We start from the raw sequence: 16,816 nt of genomic DNA on the forward strand, positions 1-16,816 counted from the left end.
CGTAGAATTCTCGGAACAGGCGTTGGTAGCCGGGATCGGTTACTTCTACGCGGCCGTTCTCCCAGCGGGAGAGCATGACCGATAGTGCCGACTCGCTGGCTACCGGGATGCCCAGGGTCTTGCCCCTGGCGAGGAAGTAGCGGACGACTTGCGCTTGCGTGCGTCCGGACTCCCTGCGGATGGCCTGTAGCCGCGTGAGCGGCGGGGCACCTCGTCCTCGTCCTGCCACGTTCTCCCCCGTCCCCTGAGGCCGTGACCTGCGAACTTAACTCGACCTAACATGTGGCGCGTTAGTCGCTGACAATTATTTCGTCCCCCTGTTCGGCTGTGTGCTGTTGCCATGACAGCGACACGGAAACCGCCGAACGATTGCCGCGAATCAGTCCTTTCTTCGCGCCTCGTCGTCGAGCCGGTTGGTGAGCGTCCCGAGTTGGGCGCGCAGTCCGCGGATCTCGCGGATGATGGTGTTGAGCAGCGGGATTACCGGGTTGTCGACCGGTGCTGCGGTCGCATCTGCTTCCGGCGGGTTCTGGCCGTTGAGAACCGCTGTCAGGTGCTGCGGGTGACAGTCGAGCGCGATCGACAGCGCTTCGAGGGTGCGCGGATTGCGTCGGCGTTTGATTCTGCCTTGCTGGATCTCGCGCACGATCGCCAGCGAGACGCCCGACTTCTCGGCGAGTTCCCGCTGCTTCAAAGCCAGCTCGGCCGCGCGGGCGTTCACTGCCTCCGCGACTGCCGACCAATCCTCTTTCACGTCCGCCTCCGTGCGCCGCCCTCAGCGCCGACGTTAGCGCGGGGTTCCTGCCGTTATCGGCGCGATCACTGACATCAGCGGCTATTGACCAATAATCAACGCTTATGTCAGCGCTCCGAGCGGTGAAATCAGTCATCCGGAGGTGCGACCAATGAGTACAACCACTGGGGCGGGTGCTGGCTCGCCCACCTTCTACACGGTGCCTGAGGCTGCCCGCCTCATGCGCATTGACCCATCCACCTTGTACCGGGCGATTCGGGAAGACGCCTTCCCCGCTGTCCGGGTGCGGACCAGGTACGTCGTCCCTGCACGGGCCGTCGAGGAGATGGTTCGGCAGGCGGTGGACTCCGGCGGCGTGGTCGACGTGGCCGGTATGGCTGCCGAGCGGCGAACCGCCCGTGAGGTTGCTCGGCTGACCGGGGGTACCTCGTGGTGAACGGCGAGAACTACTACGAGGTGATCGCGGCGGACCTCGACCGGTTCGCGGCGGTACCGGATGAGGTGTTGTTGGAGATCGTCACGCGGGACGGCCGGTGCTTGTGGCTGGTGCCGGGTCACGGGTCGCCGGAGTGGGACAACGAGGAGATGACCGATCGGGAGTTGGCGGCCCGGTTGTGTGCGGAGTGTCCGGCGCGGCGTGCGTGCTTGGAACTGGAGTTGCGTACGGCCGGTGCTGACACGGTCGGCGTGTGGGGTGGCCTGTCCGACGAGGACCGGCGCGCCCTGTACCCGGTGTGGCTGGCGCGGCGTGGCCGGATGGGTGGGCCGTCGTCATGACGATCAACCTGACGGTCACGCAGGTACTCGCTGGTGTGGGTGTGCTGCTGGCGCTGGTGATGGTGTGGCGTGCCGGTTCGCGCAAGGCGAAGGCTGCGGCGGACACGGCGCGGGCCGGTGCGCGGTTGCTGTCGCTCACGGGTCGGGTCGTGGTGACGGCCGGTGTGATCGTGGGTGTTCAGTGGCTGGTGATCACCCACGGACGGGACTCCACGCTGCTGTGGGTGGTGTTGGGTCTGCCGGCGCTGTTCTCCGGCTACACGCTCACCAAGGCGCTGACGGTGACTGCGGTGGACGGTCCGCGTCGCAGGGGTGATCGGCGGTGAGCACACCGAAGGGTGTGGGAAGGGTGGTCGCCTTCGGGCGGCCACCCGCCACGCCGGACGAGAACACACCGGCCACGCTGACGCGTGAACTCGGCGGGGGCGGGCTGTCGTGAACGGCGAGAACGGTTCGCTCCCGGTGCAGGCGTCACGGCGTGACCTCGTGAACGCCGTCCTTGACGGCGAGTTCGTGAACGACCAGCCGCCAACGGACCGGACGTCGTGGGTACGGCGGATCGCCGGTTGGTGGCAGCGTTCGCCCCGTGTGCCTGCCGTCCTGAAGTCGCGTCGGCTGGTGGTGCAGGCCGTCAAGGATTTAGTGGTGGCGGTGCTGCGGTCGCCGTTCCGGTTGGTCGGTGCGGTGGTGCGTGGGCTGATGGTGGCGTTGCGGTGGTGGCGGTCGTGGGTCCGGGTCGCGGACTACCGGGCGGCTGCGGAGCAGTCGGAGAAGTTGGCGGACAAGTTCACCGACATTCGGGCGTTGGGGTTGTTCCGGTGGAAGGTCACCGGCGCCACACTCGTCGCCACTGGCGTGGTGGTCGCGGTGCTCGATCTCGTCTACGGGCATCGGGTGCTGTGGACGGGTGGCGGGGTGGTCGCGGTGGTCCTGGCGGTGCTCGGCCGCCGCAAGGACGGCTCGCCCGGTCGCACACCCGTACTGGCCGGACCTCGGACGCTGACGTGGACGATGGACCCGCAGGTGCTCGTGGACGCGTTCCGCGACGCGAAGCTCATCGGCAAGGACGAAAGCCTGCGGCTGGTTGAACGCGCCACGCGGCAGGGTGACGGGTGGGCGGTCACCGTGGACCTGCCCGCGACCCGCAAGGCGGCCGACGTGGTCAAGAACCGGGAGGCGCTGGCGTCGGCGCTCGCGGTGGACGAGGTGCAGCTCATCGTGGAACGGGTGCGTGGCAACGGCGGCCATGCGGGCAGGGTGGCGCTGTGGGTTGCCGATGAGGACCCGTACGGGTCGCCTCCACTGCGGACCCCGTTGCTCAATGTGGAGCGGTGGGACGCGTGGCGGCCGGTGCCGTTCGGGCGTGACGCACGGCAGCGGCGAGTGGACTTGCCGTTGGTGTGGACGTCGTTGCTCGTGGGCGCGATTCCCAGGCAGGGCAAAACTTTCGCGGCACGGTTGGCAGCCGCGGGCTTGATCCTGGACCCGTACACACGGCTCTATGTGGCCGATTTCAAGGCCGGAAAGGACTGGTACGCGGCGGGACGGGTGGCGCACCGGTTCATGGCCGGCGACGAACCGGCGCACGTCCTGGCGCTCGTGGACTGGCTCGTGGAACTCGTCGCCGAGGTGCAGGGCCGCTACCGCCGGATGCAGGACCTTGACGACGAGGTGTGCCCCGAATCGAAGATCACCCCGGCCATGTCCCGTGACCCGAGTCTCGACATGCCGGTGACCGCGATCATCGTCGACGAGGTGCAGATCCCGCTGGAGGACCGGACACCCCTGGAGGTACAGGACAAGAAGCTCACCGCAGGCGAGTACGTCGGTGAGCTGCTGACGTGGCTCGCGCGCAAGGGACCGGCCGCCGGAATCGTGCTCGTCCTGGCGACCCAACGCCCGGACAGCAAGACCATCCCCAGCAACCTGCGGGCGGTGCTCGGCTCACGGTTCGCGTTGCGGGTCATGGACTGGCGCGACAGCAACATCGTCCTGGGCGAGCAGATGAACACACGCGGCTATGACAGCAGCCGCCTACTCGCCACGCACAAGGGCGTCGGCATCCTCCGACCGGACGGAGAGACCACAGCAGGAGCCGACGTACTCGCAACGACCGTGCGGACCTACTACATGCCCAACGAGGACTGGCGGACCATCTGCGCCCGTGGACGCGCGCTACGGGAGGCAGAGGGCACGTTGAGCGGCCATGCAGCCGGACAGGACCACCGGCCGGCGCTCGATCACGCCGCTGTAGCCAAGGCGATTGGGACGGTGGCCCAACGTCCGGAGGAAGTGGAGGTGCCGGAACCACTGGCGTCCGTTGTGGACTACCTCGGCGACGATCTCCAACCCGGTAGGCGGGACTTCGTTCCCACAGCGGAACTCGTGGCCGCACTGGACGTCGAGCCAACAGCGTTCGGTCTGCGGATGGGCGAGTTCGGGTGCCGACCGAAGCGCGACCGGATCACCACCGACGACGGTGTGCGGCAGGTACGCGGCTACCTCGTCGCGGACATCCGCGCGGCGCTGACCGCAGTCAGGGACGGGACCATGGTGGATGGCGAGGTGATCGAGGATGACGACTGACCCGTCACCGAATCCGTCTCAAGCCTGGCAGCCCGTCACACCCGCCGGGACACCCCCATTACCAGCCCTGACCTGTACAAACAGGCTGGTGTGACGGGTGGGACATGGGACGGGCCACCCGTCACAGACAGCGCGAAACGGCCGTGTGCGGTGCCATCCGGATGGATGGTTCGCACACGGCCGTCCCGTCCCACGGGTGCCGGCGAGGGAGGCGATCGGCACCCGTGCACCAACCGTCCATCCCACTAACGAGGGTTGGAGGTCTCCAGCAGACTCGCCAACTCCGGACCGGTCATCAGCCGTTCGCACTCGGCCGGCGACACGAGCCACTGCACCGCGTACCCCTCGACCACGACCGGCGGCAGTGGAAGGGTCGCCCCCGGCGGGATGACGAACCCCTCGTCCAACCCTTCCGTAGACGAGAGCACGAATACGGCGAACTCCACCGTCAGGCCGGCCGCCGGAAGCGGCAGCATCACCACGGGCGTAGGAGCGGCGCGGAACCGCGCAGAGGTCATCACGTGCCGGGCTCGCTCCGGTCGCACCGCGAACGCGACCAACGCCGGACCCAGAACAGCCAACGTCGAACGCGTGACTCCTTCCTCCAGCACCGGCCACAACCGCCGGACCAACTCCGGGTCCGACGTCGCCATAGCCGGCAGGCACAGAGCAAGGGACTCGCAGTCGAGGTTCGTCACCGGATCGACGTAGGTCTCATCGATCCACAGCGCCCCCGGCACCACCGGCCATCCGCGCGCCAAGCACTCCAGCGCAGTCGCCAGGCCGCTACTCCCCACCCTCGCCCCCGACCCACACCACACGGGGAACCGCCTGCCCGCCAGCTCGGAAGAAGATCAGGGCGGTTTCCGCCGACTGAAGGCTCATGTGCGCACCCCCGTGGACCGGGAACACCTCGACACCCTTCCGCGTGGTCATGCCCCACGCCGCAACCTGCACGTCCTCAGGCTCGAACGTCTCCCGCACCACCGCGAACAGACGCGGTGCCTGATCGTTCACCAGCTCCTGAACCTCAGCGACGATCTTCGGGTCATCGAACAACGACGCGCGCTGCTCTCCACCCTCACCCCGGTCACCGTCACTCACCAGCGTCAACGTCACGACTACCTTCCCTCTGCTCCTCGCGGATCTGGCACACCTCGTCACGCGCCCAGACCGCCACCTGTGCGTTCTCCTGGCTTTGCCGCACGTATCGCCTGCCGACGATGACGAGGTAGAGAAGGGGGATCACGAGCCACACCAGAAACAGCGCGACCCCGCCGAAATCGCTCGCAAGCTCACTCCACACCACGATCACCACCGCCCTTGACGAATCGCTGACTTCAGCTTGCCCACTGGTCCGCCAGGAGCAAATGACCTGCCAGCGCCCCAGCGGGACCTATGGGGGCATAGACTGGTCAGCGCTGACATTGGTGATATGGAGATCAACCGATGACGTCAGGGCACGGACGAACACTGCTGGGCGAACTACTCCACAAGCGCGGGCTGACAGCAGAGGAGTTCAGCGAACAGGCCACCCTGTTCGCCTACGAACACGGCATCGACGCGACGCTCAGCGTCCGCCACGTCCACCGCCTGGCATCGGGCCAACGCGCCGACGGCCGACCACTGGGGCCGGTACGAGCAGGCACCAAGCGACTGCTTGAGGAAATGCTCGGCGTCCCGATCGACCGACTGCTCAAACCTGCCACACCCTCACCATCCGAGGTCCAGTCGTGGTCCGGGGAGGCGCTGGAACTGCGGGCACGGATCACCTCCGGACGAGCGGTCGATCAACAGACGATCTCACTGTTTCAGCAGAAGCTCGATCTGACTCGGGTCATCGACCGGCGGCTGGGTGGGTCGGCGTTGCTCGGCGAGCTGCGCGCTCAAATCAGCCAGATGTGGAACCTGCTCGGGAACGTCCTCGATCAACGATCGAGAATCGCACTCGCGCGTGTCCTGGTGGACGCGTGCACGTTGGCCGGCTGGCAGTCGCTCGACCAAGGATCGCTCCGCGAATCCTGGGAGCACTACGACAAGGCTCGAAGCGCGGCACGCGTCGCCGAGTCGAGTGCTCTGGAGGCTTACGCCTGCGCGGGGCAAGCGGTCGTGCTGCTCGACATCGGCGAACCTCAAACCGCAGTTGAGCTGACGCGCCACGCGTGCGCTGTTGCGGAACACCGCGCGCCCGGACTTCTCACCTCCTGGCTGTTGGCCGGCCACGGTGAAGCATTGGCCGCGACCGGAGACCGTGACGGCAGCCTCCTCGCCTTCGAGCACGCGGAACGGACCATCGCGCGCCATTCCAGCGACGTAGAAGCGCCCTACCTCGTGTTCGACGGAACGCACCTGGACAGGTGGCGGGGTAGCGCGTTGGCACGGCTTGGTGAGCCGGAAGCGGCCGACGTGTTGACCGGCGTGCTCGACCATCTGGACCCTGATTTCGCGCGAGCGGAAACGGCTCTGCGAGTGGACCTCGCGCGTGTGCTGTCCGCACGAGGAGAGCAGCGCGAGGCAACCGTTCACGCGGAACGGGCACGGCTGCTCGCTGCGCAAGTCGGATCGGTTCGACAGCGTCAGCGACTGGAGGCGCTAACCGGCTGACGTCAACTACGCGTCCGCTTGGGCATCCTCGACCCCAGAATTTCAGCCGCCTTCCGGTCCGACGCGGCCACCCATGCCGCATACACGCGCAAAGTGGTCGCACCTCCCCCGCCGTGCCCTAGACGGCCGGCGACCGTGCGGAGGTCTATACCAGCGGTCAGCAATTCGGTAGCCGAGTAGTGGCGCAAAGCATGTAGGTGCGTGTCGATCTTGAGCCGGTCTGCCATGTCCTTGTACCGCTGGGTCACGGCATTCGGCGAGTACGGCTGCTTGTGGTCGAGCGACCTGGTGCCGCTAAAGACGAACAGGTCTTCGGTGAACTCGCCTCCGATCGAACACACCCGGTCGGCTACGCGCTCACGCTGTTCACGGAGCAGCGTCACGGTTTCCGAGTCGAGCGCGATCCGCCGGTTCTGGTGGGTCTTGGTGTCCTTCTCCTTGCCACCGACCCAGTTGCGGCGAAGGTCGATCAGCTCCGCGTCGAGGTCCACCCGGTTGAACCGCAACCCACACAGCTCACCGCGACGCATTCCCGTCGTCATGACGAGCCACACCAACGTGCCCCAGTCGTCATCCATCCGGAACGCCTCTTCAGCCAGCCGCGCTGCTTCAGCGGGACTCGGCGGGTCCGGCTGCGGCGGCTTCTGCTTCGGGCGTCGGGCGAGCTGCGCCGGACTGGCGTCGATCCACTCCCAACGGGCTGCGGCATCCAGTGTGCCGCTGAGGATCGAGTGGATCTGACGCACTGTCGACGCAGCCATTCCCTTGCAGGAGTGGGCCTTGCACTTCTCTTCGAGGCAGTCGTGGGCTCGGCCGTCTTGTGCTTCTCGATGTACGGCTTGCCATCGCAGCGCACCCGGCACCGGCGAAGCTCCGTGTAGAAGCTCTCCAGGATGCGCGGGCTGATCTTCTTCACCGCCAGACCGCCCACGGCGGGCTTGATGGTGCGCTCTATGTATCCGACGTAGGTCTTGCGGGTGCTGTCCTCGATCTCGCTGGTGCGCATCCACTCATCCAGCGCGTAGGACAGCGAGACGCTCGACTCTGCGGAGCGCTGCTTGTTCACCTGCGTGCGGAACTCGGCGAGCTTGTCCTCCAGCCTTGCGGTAAGCCGCATCGTCGTGACCGGGGATCGAAGCGGTGAGGTAGACGTCCTTGCCCGTGACCGGGTCTCGTCCGGCGAAGTACCGGACCTGAAGCGAGTTCCCGCGCTCCCGGATGTTGCCCTTCGGGCGGCGCGCAGCACTAACTCTGCCCATGACCTCAGTGTACTCATGGACACTGTCATGGACAGAGATCAACATCTCTGATCTTGGTTCAGTTGTTCGGCCTGGTCAGGCCTTGTGCCCCCGGTGCGACTCGAACGCACACTGGACGGATTTTGAGTCCGCTGCCTCTGCCGATTGGGCTACGGGGGCCGGTGGGAGCACTCTACTCGATCAGGTCGCCCGGCCGCCGCACGACCCCCGACCCCGGGGAGCGACGACCGGGAGTCCCGGCCCTCAGGATCGGACTAGGCGGCCGATCGCGGCGGACGCTTCGGCGATCTTCGCCTCCGCAACCTCGCCACCCTCGGCCGCGGCTTGCGCAACGCAGTGCTTCAGGTGTTCGTCCAGCAACCCCAGGGACACCGCCTGCAACGCCTTGGTCGCGGCCGAGATCTGGGTCAGCACGTCGATGCAGTACTCGTCGCTCTCCACCATCCGCTGGAGGCCGCGGACCTGCCCCTCGATGCGCCGCAATCGCTTGAGGATCGCGTCCTTGTCCGGCGTGTAACCGTGCATCGCTCCCGACCTTCCCTACCCTGGGCGGGTACCCGACTCCCAGGATAGGCCACTCGACCGGGTGTGACCGGCACCACGGACGACGCTTCGGCACGCTCCCATTTCGGGTGGCTGCGGTTAAGCCGGCGAAATGACCCGTCCGGGGGCATCAGTCACATTTTCGCCGCGAAAGGTTAGGCGATATTCCTCTGGTGCACTATGGTGTCGTCGAAGCGTGTGGCGCAGAACAAGTCGTAGGCAGCACGCGCTATGCGAGCACACACGGAGGAACAGTGGCACAGCAGACCGTCGTCCAACTCATCGACGACCTCGACGGCAGCGAAGCCGCCGAGACCGTGACCTTCGCGCTGGACGGAGTGGAGTACTCCATCGATCTCTCCAAGGACAATGCGGACAAGCTCCGCGAGTCCCTGGCCGACTTCGTCGCCAAGGCGCGCCGGGCGGGTGGCCGCAAGCAGCGCAAGGGCACCGGCAAGAGCACGGTAAAGGCTGGTGACAAGGCGCAGGCGCAGGCGATTCGGGACTGGGCGCGCGCGCAGGGCCACCAGATCTCCGACCGCGGTCGCATTCCCCAGGGCCTGGTCGTGCAGTTCCAGGAAGCGCACGCCTCCTGAGTCGCGTCGTTTTCCCCTGCGGTGGACCGCCACTACCGCAGGGGAAAAACGCAGGTCAGTGGCCGTCAGGCCATTCTGGTGCGCCCTGGGAACTCGGCGTCCAGCAGGCTGAGCAGCGCGGTCGCCTTGACCGCGGTCTCCTCGAATTCCTCCTCGGGGTCGGACAGCGCGATGACCGCGCCCCCCACCCCGAAACTCACCTTGTCCCGGTCCACCACCAGCGTCCTGATGACGATGCTGAAGTCGGCCGTTCCGGAGAGTGAGAAGTATCCGAGCGCCCCGGAGTAGACCCCCCTGGGCCCGGCTTCCAGCCCGTCGATGATCTGCATTGTCCGGATCTTGGGCGCACCCGTCATGGACCCACCCGGGAACGCCGCCCTAACCACGTCGGCGGCGGAACTTCCGGAACGCAGTCTGGCCCGAACGGTGCTGACGAGCTGGTGCACTGTCGCGTAGCTCTCCACCTCGAAGATCCTGGGCACCTCGACGCTGCCGACTTCCGCGCAATGGCCCAGATCATTGCGGACCAGGTCCACGATCATGAGGTTCTCGGCCCGGTCCTTCGGGCTGGTCGCCAAGGCTGTGCGCAAAGCCTCGTCCTCGACGGCGGTGGCCCCGCGGGGTCTCGTGCCCTTGATTGGCTCCGATTCGACGACACCCCGTCGGTCGACCCTGATGAACCGCTCGGGTGAAGTGCTGAGCACGGAGAGCGCACCGAAACGGAGCAACGCGCCGAACGGCGCCGGGCTTTCCGCGCGGAGGAACCGGTAGGCGTCCCACGGGTCTACCTCGCCGCGCCACGTCACCGTGTTCGTCAGGCACACCTCGTAGCTCTCGCCGGCCGTGATGGCCTCCTGGCAGGCCGCCACCAGCTTGAGGTAGTGCGAACGGCTGTGCCGGGCTTGCACCGACTCCGCACGCGCGGGCCGGGGCGCCGATGCGGCAACAGTGGTGAAATCACGCAGGAAATCGGCCGTTCGGCCCAACCAGCCGTCCTCGTCGGTCAACGCCAACAGGTAGACGCACCGCGAAACGTGGTCGAAAACCAGCGCCCGGTCGGCGAAGACGAATGCCGCATCGTGCTGCTCCGAACGGTGCGTCGCCACGCCGCCGCATTCGGCCTTCACCTCGTACCCGAGGTAGCCGACCCAGCCGAGCGCGAACTCGAACGGCACGTCGTCCGGCGGTGTCACCCGCCACGCGGCCAGGTCGGCTTCCAGCCAGTCGAAGAACGGCCCGGGATGCGTGACGCCGTCCACGGTGACCTCCCCGGTCCACACGTCGTACGTCGCCACGCGCGCCAGCGGCCCCTGCGCGTCGCCCATCACGGAGAACCGGCCCCGTGCGCCGACGAGGCTGCTGTCCAGCCAGAACGCGTCATCAGATGCCCCGTACAGAGCCGCGAACACGTCCTCCGCCGACGGGTGCACGTCCACGCGCCGCACCAGCACCTCCCGGACCGAGGGGGCGGAAGCGGCGGTCGGAGCGGCGGCGGGGGCCGCAGGAGGAGCGTTGACCGAAGGCAGGGGAACGACGGCGGGCGAGACGGCTGCGGCGGAGGTCAGGTCCCGGAAGTTGGCCAGGAGCTGGTGGCCGTGCGACGTGCACACCGACTCCGGGTGGAACTGCACGCCCCACGCGGGCCGTGAACGGTGGCGCACGCCCATCAGCACGTCGTCCGAGGACGTCCACGCGATCGGCTCCAGCGCATCGGGCAGGTCGGTCACGGCCAGCGAGTGGTACCGCACCACGGGCAGCGGTGACGGCAGGCCGGCGAACACGTCCACCCCGGTGTGCCGCACCAGGTCCACCACCCCGTGCCGGGGCGGCACCAGCTCCACCGACGCGCCGTGCGCCAGGCACAGCCCCTGGTGCCCGAGGCACACCCCGAGCAGCGGGATCTCCGCCTGTTCGATCACCGCGCGGCACAGTCCGAAGTCGGCCTCGCGCTGCGGCCGGCCGGGTCCGGGCGAGATCACCACGTTGTCGAACCGGCGCAGGTCGGACAGCCGGAACCCCGAGTCGTCGTTGGTGATGACGACCGGCTCGCGCCCGTTCACCTCGGCCAGGTACTGGAAGAGGTTGAAGGTGAACGAGTCGTGGTTGTCGATGAGCAGGGTCCGCATGGCACACACGACGTTACCTGCACGAACACCCGGATGGAGTACCCCTGGACGGACGACACACCGACACCCGGACACGCGCGGACACCGAAGAGGCCGGGCACCCGCGGCGCCCGGCCTCCCCGTCCCTCCCGACTCAGTCCAGGCGGAACTTCGGGTCGGCGGCGATGGCCGCGAGCTGCTGCGGCGTCAGCGGCAGCTCGGCCAGCCCCGGGTGACCCGAGCGCTCGTACTCCCTGGACTGGGCCACGATCACCAGCGTGCCGTCGGCGTGCTTGTAGAAGGCGGCCTGCTCCATGCCTTCCGCCGTGCCTTCGGCGGTGACGACGGCGACCCGTGCGCCGGCCGCGTCGACCTCGTCACACCGGCCCCCCTGGCTCGCCGGGTACACCTGTTCGACGACCATTCCGCAGCCCCCCGGGCCTTGGAGGCGCTTGTTGCCCTTGGTCTCGACCTGGACCCACAGCTGCCCGACGCCCGGCGCGCCGCTGCGCACGACCGGCGTGTACGCCAGGTACTCCCAGACCTCCAGCCCGTCGGCGGCGTAGTCGGCGAACTGGGACTGGGTGCGCGTCATCGGCCCGTAGTCCCGGTGCTGGAGCCGCTCCCGGTCCTCGACCCCGACCCCGTTGGGCAACGACGAGGCCAGGTCGTTGAGCACCGCGACGCTCTTGTCCGCCCGCGGCCCGTTGGTCGAGGTCCGGTCGCCCTGCCCGTTCGGCCAGGGAACCCCCTCCTCACCCCGGGACGGTGACGCCGAGGCCGCGTTCGAGGTCTCCGGCTGGGGCGGCGACGGTGGGATCGACGTCATCGACGGTCGGGCGTCGGCCGACCGCGACTCCGACGACTGCGCCCCCACCCCGGCTAGACCGTCGCCACCCGCCAGGTTCGGCACCAGCACGGCGCCGACCGCGATGGCGACCACCCCGAGTCCGGCGACCGCCCCTCCCCACGTGGCCTGCCTGCGGCGGTGCGCACGGCGGCCCCGTTCCAGCGCAGCCCCGGCATCCATCGGTGGCGGCGGGCTGCTCGCCACCATCGCGTCCTGCAACGCGCTCTTCAGCTCGTGCTCGTTCATCGCACCACTTCTCCCTGCTGAGGGGTGATCAGGCCGCGCAGCGTCTGCAGCCCCCGCGCGGCCTGGCTCTTCACCGTTCCTTCGGAACAGCCCAACGCCCTGGCGGTCTCCTCGACCGACAGGTCTTCCCAGTACCGGAGCACGAGCACGGCGCGTTGCCGCGGCGGGACCCGGGCCAGCGCCGCCAGCAGCACCAGCCGGTCCTCCGTCGAGCCGCGCCCGACGGCCGCCGCGTCGGCGGTCGTCCCGCTCACCCGTTCGTTGCGGAACCACCCCCGACGCAGGTCGGACACGAACGTCCGGACCAGCGTCTGCCGCGTGTAGGCGTCGAGTGCCTCGTGCCGGTTGATCCGCCGCCACGCCACGTAGAGCTTGGTGAACGTGGCCTGGACCAGGTCCTCGGCACGGTGCCAGTCGCCGCACAGCAGGTACGCCGTGCCGCGCATGGCCTCGGACCGCGCCGCGAAGTACTCGGCGAACGCGGTGTCCCGATCACTCATCTGTCCTCCCCCGTGCTGCGGTACGAGGTAATCACGCAGCCGGGCACTCAGGAGGTTGCATGCGAGGTTCGAGAGTCGTGGAAACTGGTCCCATCACCACCTTGGAGGCCGGGCTTGTTCTTCTTCGTGCTGTTCGCCGTCGTCATGGGCGCAGCCCACTACTACATCTGGAAGCGGGCCGTCCGGGACACGACCCTGCCCGGCCGCGGCCGCCGGACCGGCACCGTCGTGGTGCTCCTCCTCTACGTGCTGGTGATGGCCGGCCTCGCGGTGAGCAGGCTCGGGTCGGCCCTCGGCGACGCGCTGGCCTGGCCGGGGTTCTTCTGGCTGGCGGGCGCGTTCTACTTCGCGCTGATCCTGGGCGTGCTGGAGATCCCGCGGCTGCTGATCCTGCGTTCGAGGCGGCGGCTGGAGGTGGCGGTCGCCACAGGTGTGCCCAACGCGGTCGTGGAGGCACCTGAGGGCGCACCGGTCGCGGAGGCGCCGAGGGAGGCGCCGGAGGGTGCACCGGTGCCCGAGGAGCAGCCGGCCGACCCGGGCCGACGGCTGTTCATCGCACGGTCGCTGGCGGTCGCCGGCGGGGTGGCCACGGCGGGCGTCGTGACGTACGGCGCCACGCAGGCGTTGGGCGACCCGGTGATCAAGCGGGTGCCCGTGACGCTGGGCAAGCTCGACCCGCGGCTGTCCGGCTACCGGATCGCGGTGGTGAGCGACATCCACCTGGGGCCGCTGCTCGGCCGCTCGCACACCGAGCGGATCGTGCGGATGATCAACGAGCAGCAGGTGGACCTGGTCGCCATCGTGGGCGACCTGGTCGACGGCACGGTGGACGAGCTGGGTGAGGCCGCGGCTCCGCTGCGCGACCTGGTGAGCACGCACGGCAGCTTCTTCGTGACCGGCAACCACGAGTACTACTCGGGCGCCGAGCCGTGGCTGATGGAGCTGGACCGGCTCGGGGTCAGCCCGCTGCGCAACGAGCGGCTGACGATCGAACGGGCGGGCGCGGCGTTCGACCTCGCGGGTGTCAGCGACGTCACCGGTGTGGCCTTCGAGGACGCGCCCGACTTCGCCCGCGCCCTCGACGGTCGGGACAAGTCGAGGCCCGTCGTGCTGATGGCGCACCAGCCGGTGCAGGTGCGCGAGGCCGCGAAGCACGGGGTGGACCTGCAGCTGTCCGGGCACACGCACGGCGGCCAGATGTTCCCGTTCCACCTCGCGGTCGGCCTGCAGCAGCCGATGCGCAGCGGGCTGGAGACGATCGACGGCACCCAGGTCTACACCACCAACGGCGTCGGCTTCTGGGGTCCGCCGGTGCGGGTGGGCGCGCCGCCGGACATCACCGTCGTGGAGTTGCATCACAACTTCGCCGGCCGATAGCGCATTTTTCACCTTCAGCACCTAGAGTGGACGGCCGTGCCCGAACACGGTTGCGGAGGGGGACCCCTAGCGAGATGACGAAGAGCTTTGCCGATCAACGGCTTGACGAGGCAACAGCTCGTATCCGTCGTTTCCTGGACCATGAGCAACCGGACACCCCCTGCCTGGTGATCGACCTCCCGACCGTGCGCGACCGGTTCGCGGCCATCCGCTCGGCGTTGCCTCAGGTGGGGATCTTCTACGCGGTCAAGGCGAACCCGACGCCCGAAGTGGTCGAGCTGCTGGCCGCCGAGGGGTGCTCGTTCGACGTCGCCAGCCCCGCGGAGATCGACCTGTGCCTGGCGCGCGGAGCCGCGCCGGAGACCATCTCGTACAGCAACCCGATCAAGAAGGCGCGGGACATCGCGTACGCGTACGGGCGGGGTGTGCGACTGTTCGTGTCCGACAGCGAACAGGACGTGCTCGCGCTCGCCGAGCACGCGCCCGGCGCGTCCGTGCTGCTGCGGATCCTGGTGAACAGCAAGGGCTCCACCTACCCGTTCGGCAAGAAATTCGGCTGCTCGCCCGAGATGGCGACGGATTTGCTGCGGTTGGCGGCGGAGTCGGGGCTGGTTCCGCTGGGTGTGGCGTTCCACGCCGGGTCGCAGCAGCTCGACCCGGGCGGCTGGGACGCCGCGATCGCCGACGCCGCCCTGATCACCGGGAAGCTGCGCGCCGAGGGCCTGCCGCTGACGACCGTGAACCTGGGCGGCGGCCTGCCCGCCGGCTACCTGGAGCAGCCACCGCCGCTGTCCGCGTACGGCACGGCCATCAGGGCGTCGATCGAACGCCACTTCGGCGGCCTACCCGCCGACTGCCGCACGCCCCGGGTGATGATCGAGCCGGGGCGCGCGATCGTCGCCGAGTCGGGCGTCATCCGGTCCGAGGTGGTGCTGGTCGCGCGGAAGTCCTATTCGGACGAACGCCGATGGGTGTTCCTCGACATCGGCAGGTACGGTGGACTCGCGGAGACCGAGGGCGAGGCGATCGCCTACCCCCTGAGGACCAGCCGGGACGGCGGACCCGTCGGCCCGGTCGTGATCGCCGGCCCCACGTGCGACGCGGACGACGTCCTGTACCAGAACACGTGCTACCACCTGCCCCTGGAGTTGCGCGCGGGCGATCACGTCGACCTGCTCGGCGCGGGCGCTTACACGGCCAGCTACTCCTCGGTGGCGTTCAACGGCTTCCCGCCGCTGGCCACCCACTGCGTGCGATGAGCACGCCCCCGCCTGTCCGTCGCAGTGCACCTCCTGAAGATGTTTGGAGTGATTGATGTCCGAACTCCCGTGCGAAATCGAGCCGGTTGGCTTGTTCGCAGGACAGCACGTGCTCGCCGAGCTTGAAGGCGTGAGCCCCGAACTGCTCGACGACGAGCGGTTCCTGCGACACGCGCTCGGTGAAGCGCTCACCCAGGCGGATGCCACGGTGTTGGAGGTGGTCTCCAAGCAGTTCGAGCCGCAAGGGGTCACCGTGCTGGCCCTGTTGTCGGAGTCGCACGCGTCCATCCACACGTACCCGGAAGTCGGAGCGGTGTTCGTGGACGTGTTCACCTGCGGCACGCGCGCCAAGCCCGCGCTCGCGGTGCAGTTGCTGGCCGAAGCGCTGGGAGCTGTGTCGGCACGGACGGACATTGTCAGCCGGGGACACCGCGTCCCCGCGCTCGTCGGTGAGGAGAAGGCGTCTTGATCCGCGAACCGCTCGCGGCCGGTATGACCAGGCACTGGGACGTCGAGGAGGTCGTGGTCGACACCAGGACCGAGTTCCAGCACCTGGTGATCGCCCGCACCGCCCAGGGGTTGTCGCTGTTCTGCGACGACGACCGGCAGAGCACCGAGTTCAGCCAGCTGACGTACCACGAGGCGCTGATGGCGCCGGCGCTGCTGCTCGCCGACCGCGTCGACCGGGTGCTGGTCATCGGGTCGTCGGAGGGCGTGGTGTGCCAGATGGCGGTGGCGGCGGGCGCTTCGGTGGTCGACCACATCGACATCGACTCGCAGGCCGTGCGGCTGTGCGCCGAGCACCTGCCCTACGGGTACACGCAGGCCGAACTGGCCCTCGCCGAGAAGGGCGAAGGCCCGATCCGCGTGCGGTACATCGACGGCTACGAGTACATCCGGACGACGTCGGAGCGCTACGACATCGTCCTGGTGGACCTGCCGGACGAGCGCGAGGAAGAAGCGCAGCACAACCGCCTGTACGGCGAGGAGTTCCTGGCCATGTGCAAGGCGCTGCTCACGCCGGGTGGCGTCGTGGTGTCGCAGGCGGGCTGCCAGACGATGTGGCGCAACACCACGCTGATCCGGATGTGGCAGCGGTTCAACGAGGTGTTCGGCACGGTGGCGTACTACGGCTCGGACGAGCACGAGTGGGCCTACCTGTTCGGGCGCGCCGACGAGGTGGCGGACCCGACCGCGCTCATGGTCGAGCGCCTGCCGGAGTGCGGCTACCAGCCGGAGACGATCGACGACCTCGCCCTGGTCGGCAACTCGATCCCGCCCTACCTGGTGCGGCACTCGCCGGCGTGATCTGTTCCGCGAAGGGGCCGCCCCGGCTTTCCCGCCGGGGCGGCCCCTTCCG

Annotated in this window: 19 protein-coding genes, 1 tRNA gene and 1 pseudogene; 10 read left to right on the forward strand and 11 right to left on the reverse strand. The window is 68.4% G+C overall.

The annotated features are described in order from the left end of the window. Window positions 1-379 precede the first annotated feature (379 nt). Window positions 380-754, reverse strand: a complete 375-nt coding sequence (locus ACRAKI_RS28215; protein WP_447003524.1) for a helix-turn-helix domain-containing protein — start codon at window positions 752-754, stop codon at window positions 380-382. Window positions 755-905: 151 nt separating this feature from the next. On the opposite strand from ACRAKI_RS28215, the gene ACRAKI_RS28220 reads away from it, so the two are divergent. The 4 genes from ACRAKI_RS28220 (at window position 906) to ACRAKI_RS28235 (ending at window position 4,117) form a co-directional block, all read left to right on the forward strand. Next, on the forward strand, window positions 906-1,190 hold the full coding sequence (locus ACRAKI_RS28220; RefSeq protein ID WP_447003525.1) for a helix-turn-helix domain-containing protein: 285 nt from the start codon (window positions 906-908) through the stop codon (window positions 1,188-1,190). Next, a complete protein-coding gene (locus ACRAKI_RS28225; RefSeq protein ID WP_447003526.1) occupies window positions 1,187-1,531 on the forward strand; it encodes a WhiB family transcriptional regulator in 345 nt (114 codons plus the stop codon). The genes ACRAKI_RS28220 and ACRAKI_RS28225 overlap by 4 nt, the downstream gene beginning before the upstream one ends. Beyond that, window positions 1,528-1,857: a hypothetical protein gene (locus ACRAKI_RS28230; RefSeq protein WP_447003527.1), complete on the forward strand. Its 330-nt coding sequence runs from the start codon at window positions 1,528-1,530 to the stop codon at window positions 1,855-1,857. The genes ACRAKI_RS28225 and ACRAKI_RS28230 overlap by 4 nt, the downstream gene beginning before the upstream one ends. Before the next feature lie 160 nt (window positions 1,858-2,017). Beyond that, on the forward strand, window positions 2,018-4,117 hold the full coding sequence (locus tag ACRAKI_RS28235) for a cell division protein FtsK (protein WP_447003528.1): 2,100 nt from the start codon (window positions 2,018-2,020) through the stop codon (window positions 4,115-4,117). 245 nt (window positions 4,118-4,362) lie between these two features. Here the strand turns inward: ACRAKI_RS28235 and ACRAKI_RS28240 are convergent, their stop codons facing one another. Genes ACRAKI_RS28240 through ACRAKI_RS28250 form a run of 3 tightly spaced genes read right to left on the reverse strand, consistent with a single transcriptional unit; the run spans window position 4,363 to window position 5,435 of the window. Further along, on the reverse strand, window positions 4,363-4,878 hold the full coding sequence (locus tag ACRAKI_RS28240; RefSeq protein ID WP_447003529.1) for a hypothetical protein: 516 nt from the start codon (window positions 4,876-4,878) through the stop codon (window positions 4,363-4,365). A 25-nt stretch (window positions 4,879-4,903) separates the two neighbouring features. After that, on the reverse strand, window positions 4,904-5,236 hold the full coding sequence (locus ACRAKI_RS28245) for a hypothetical protein (RefSeq protein ID WP_447003530.1): 333 nt from the start codon (window positions 5,234-5,236) through the stop codon (window positions 4,904-4,906). Then, entirely contained in the window at window positions 5,214-5,435 is a 222-nt protein-coding gene (locus ACRAKI_RS28250) for a hypothetical protein (protein WP_447003531.1), read from the reverse strand. The genes ACRAKI_RS28245 and ACRAKI_RS28250 overlap by 23 nt, the downstream gene beginning before the upstream one ends. A gap of 131 nt (window positions 5,436-5,566) precedes the next feature. On the opposite strand from ACRAKI_RS28250, the gene ACRAKI_RS28255 reads away from it, so the two are divergent. Further along, the gene (locus tag ACRAKI_RS28255; RefSeq protein ID WP_447003532.1) at window positions 5,567-6,721 is read left to right on the forward strand and encodes a hypothetical protein; all 1,155 of its coding nucleotides are present in this window, start codon (window positions 5,567-5,569) and stop codon (window positions 6,719-6,721) included. Window positions 6,722-6,723: 2 nt separating this feature from the next. On the opposite strand, the gene ACRAKI_RS28260 is transcribed toward ACRAKI_RS28255, so the two are convergent. From ACRAKI_RS28260 to ACRAKI_RS28275, 4 genes and pseudogenes are all read right to left on the reverse strand, one after another. Then, on the reverse strand, window positions 6,724-7,467 hold the full coding sequence (locus tag ACRAKI_RS28260; RefSeq protein ID WP_447008537.1) for a site-specific integrase: 744 nt from the start codon (window positions 7,465-7,467) through the stop codon (window positions 6,724-6,726). A 182-nt stretch (window positions 7,468-7,649) separates the two neighbouring features. Continuing rightward, a pseudogene (locus tag ACRAKI_RS28265) lies at window positions 7,650-8,009 on the reverse strand (site-specific integrase); the annotation flags it as partial. Between the two features lie 56 nt (window positions 8,010-8,065). Beyond that, window positions 8,066-8,139: transfer RNA gene (locus ACRAKI_RS28270), tRNA-Leu, on the reverse strand. An 84-nt stretch (window positions 8,140-8,223) separates the two neighbouring features. After that, window positions 8,224-8,505: a metal-sensitive transcriptional regulator gene (locus ACRAKI_RS28275; protein WP_447003533.1), complete on the reverse strand. Its 282-nt coding sequence runs from the start codon at window positions 8,503-8,505 to the stop codon at window positions 8,224-8,226. 272 nt (window positions 8,506-8,777) lie between these two features. Between ACRAKI_RS28275 and ACRAKI_RS28280 the strand changes: the two genes are divergently transcribed. Further along, window positions 8,778-9,119, forward strand: a complete 342-nt coding sequence (locus tag ACRAKI_RS28280; protein WP_015104119.1) for a histone-like nucleoid-structuring protein Lsr2 — start codon at window positions 8,778-8,780, stop codon at window positions 9,117-9,119. 65 nt (window positions 9,120-9,184) lie between these two features. Here ACRAKI_RS28280 and pabB read toward each other — a convergent pair whose 3' ends face one another. From pabB to ACRAKI_RS28295, 3 genes are all read right to left on the reverse strand, one after another. Continuing rightward, window positions 9,185-11,245: an aminodeoxychorismate synthase component I gene (gene pabB / locus ACRAKI_RS28285; protein ID WP_447003534.1), complete on the reverse strand. Its 2,061-nt coding sequence runs from the start codon at window positions 11,243-11,245 to the stop codon at window positions 9,185-9,187. A gap of 133 nt (window positions 11,246-11,378) precedes the next feature. After that, window positions 11,379-12,320, reverse strand: coding sequence for a hypothetical protein (locus ACRAKI_RS28290; RefSeq protein WP_447003535.1), 942 nt, complete (start codon window positions 12,318-12,320; stop codon window positions 11,379-11,381). Further along, window positions 12,317-12,820, reverse strand: a complete 504-nt coding sequence (locus ACRAKI_RS28295) for a SigE family RNA polymerase sigma factor (RefSeq protein WP_447003536.1) — start codon at window positions 12,818-12,820, stop codon at window positions 12,317-12,319. Before ACRAKI_RS28295 ends, ACRAKI_RS28290 begins: the two co-directional genes overlap by 4 nt. 114 nt (window positions 12,821-12,934) lie before the next feature. Between ACRAKI_RS28295 and ACRAKI_RS28300 the strand changes: the two genes are divergently transcribed. The 4 genes from ACRAKI_RS28300 (at window position 12,935) to ACRAKI_RS28315 (ending at window position 16,764) form a co-directional block, all read left to right on the forward strand. Next, window positions 12,935-14,197 carry a metallophosphoesterase gene (locus ACRAKI_RS28300; RefSeq protein ID WP_447003537.1) on the forward strand — a complete coding sequence of 421 codons (1,263 nt, stop codon included), beginning with the start codon at window positions 12,935-12,937 and terminating at the stop codon, window positions 14,195-14,197. Between the two features lie 74 nt (window positions 14,198-14,271). Further along, window positions 14,272-15,456 carry a type III PLP-dependent enzyme gene (locus tag ACRAKI_RS28305; protein ID WP_447003538.1) on the forward strand — a complete coding sequence of 395 codons (1,185 nt, stop codon included), beginning with the start codon at window positions 14,272-14,274 and terminating at the stop codon, window positions 15,454-15,456. A 55-nt stretch (window positions 15,457-15,511) separates the two neighbouring features. Next, complete coding sequence (speD, locus tag ACRAKI_RS28310) at window positions 15,512-15,925, forward strand: adenosylmethionine decarboxylase (RefSeq protein WP_447003539.1); 414 nt, start codon at window positions 15,512-15,514, stop codon at window positions 15,923-15,925. After that, window positions 15,922-16,764 carry a spermidine synthase gene (locus tag ACRAKI_RS28315; protein WP_447003540.1) on the forward strand — a complete coding sequence of 281 codons (843 nt, stop codon included), beginning with the start codon at window positions 15,922-15,924 and terminating at the stop codon, window positions 16,762-16,764. The genes speD and ACRAKI_RS28315 overlap by 4 nt, the downstream gene beginning before the upstream one ends. The last annotated feature ends 52 nt before the right edge of the window (window positions 16,765-16,816 follow it).

Source organism: Saccharothrix isguenensis (genome assembly GCF_052936305.1).

Excerpts from the sequence above, each read along its gene's own strand:
- ACRAKI_RS28220 (WP_447003525.1), top strand. The coding sequence starts at position 906 with ATGAGTACAACCACTGGGGCGGGTGCTGGCTCGCCCACCTTCTACACG.
- ACRAKI_RS28275 (WP_447003533.1), bottom strand. The coding sequence starts at position 8,505 with ATGCACGGTTACACGCCGGACAAGGACGCGATCCTCAAGCGATTGCGG.
- ACRAKI_RS28305 (WP_447003538.1), top strand. The coding sequence starts at position 14,272 with ATGACGAAGAGCTTTGCCGATCAACGGCTTGACGAGGCAACAGCTCGT.
- pabB (WP_447003534.1), bottom strand. The coding sequence starts at position 11,245 with ATGCGGACCCTGCTCATCGACAACCACGACTCGTTCACCTTCAACCTC.
- ACRAKI_RS28295 (WP_447003536.1), bottom strand. The coding sequence starts at position 12,820 with ATGAGTGATCGGGACACCGCGTTCGCCGAGTACTTCGCGGCGCGGTCC.
- ACRAKI_RS28255 (WP_447003532.1), top strand. The coding sequence starts at position 5,567 with ATGACGTCAGGGCACGGACGAACACTGCTGGGCGAACTACTCCACAAG.
- speD (WP_447003539.1), top strand. The coding sequence starts at position 15,512 with ATGTCCGAACTCCCGTGCGAAATCGAGCCGGTTGGCTTGTTCGCAGGA.
- ACRAKI_RS28290 (WP_447003535.1), bottom strand. The coding sequence starts at position 12,320 with ATGAACGAGCACGAGCTGAAGAGCGCGTTGCAGGACGCGATGGTGGCG.
- ACRAKI_RS28230 (WP_447003527.1), top strand. The coding sequence starts at position 1,528 with ATGACGATCAACCTGACGGTCACGCAGGTACTCGCTGGTGTGGGTGTG.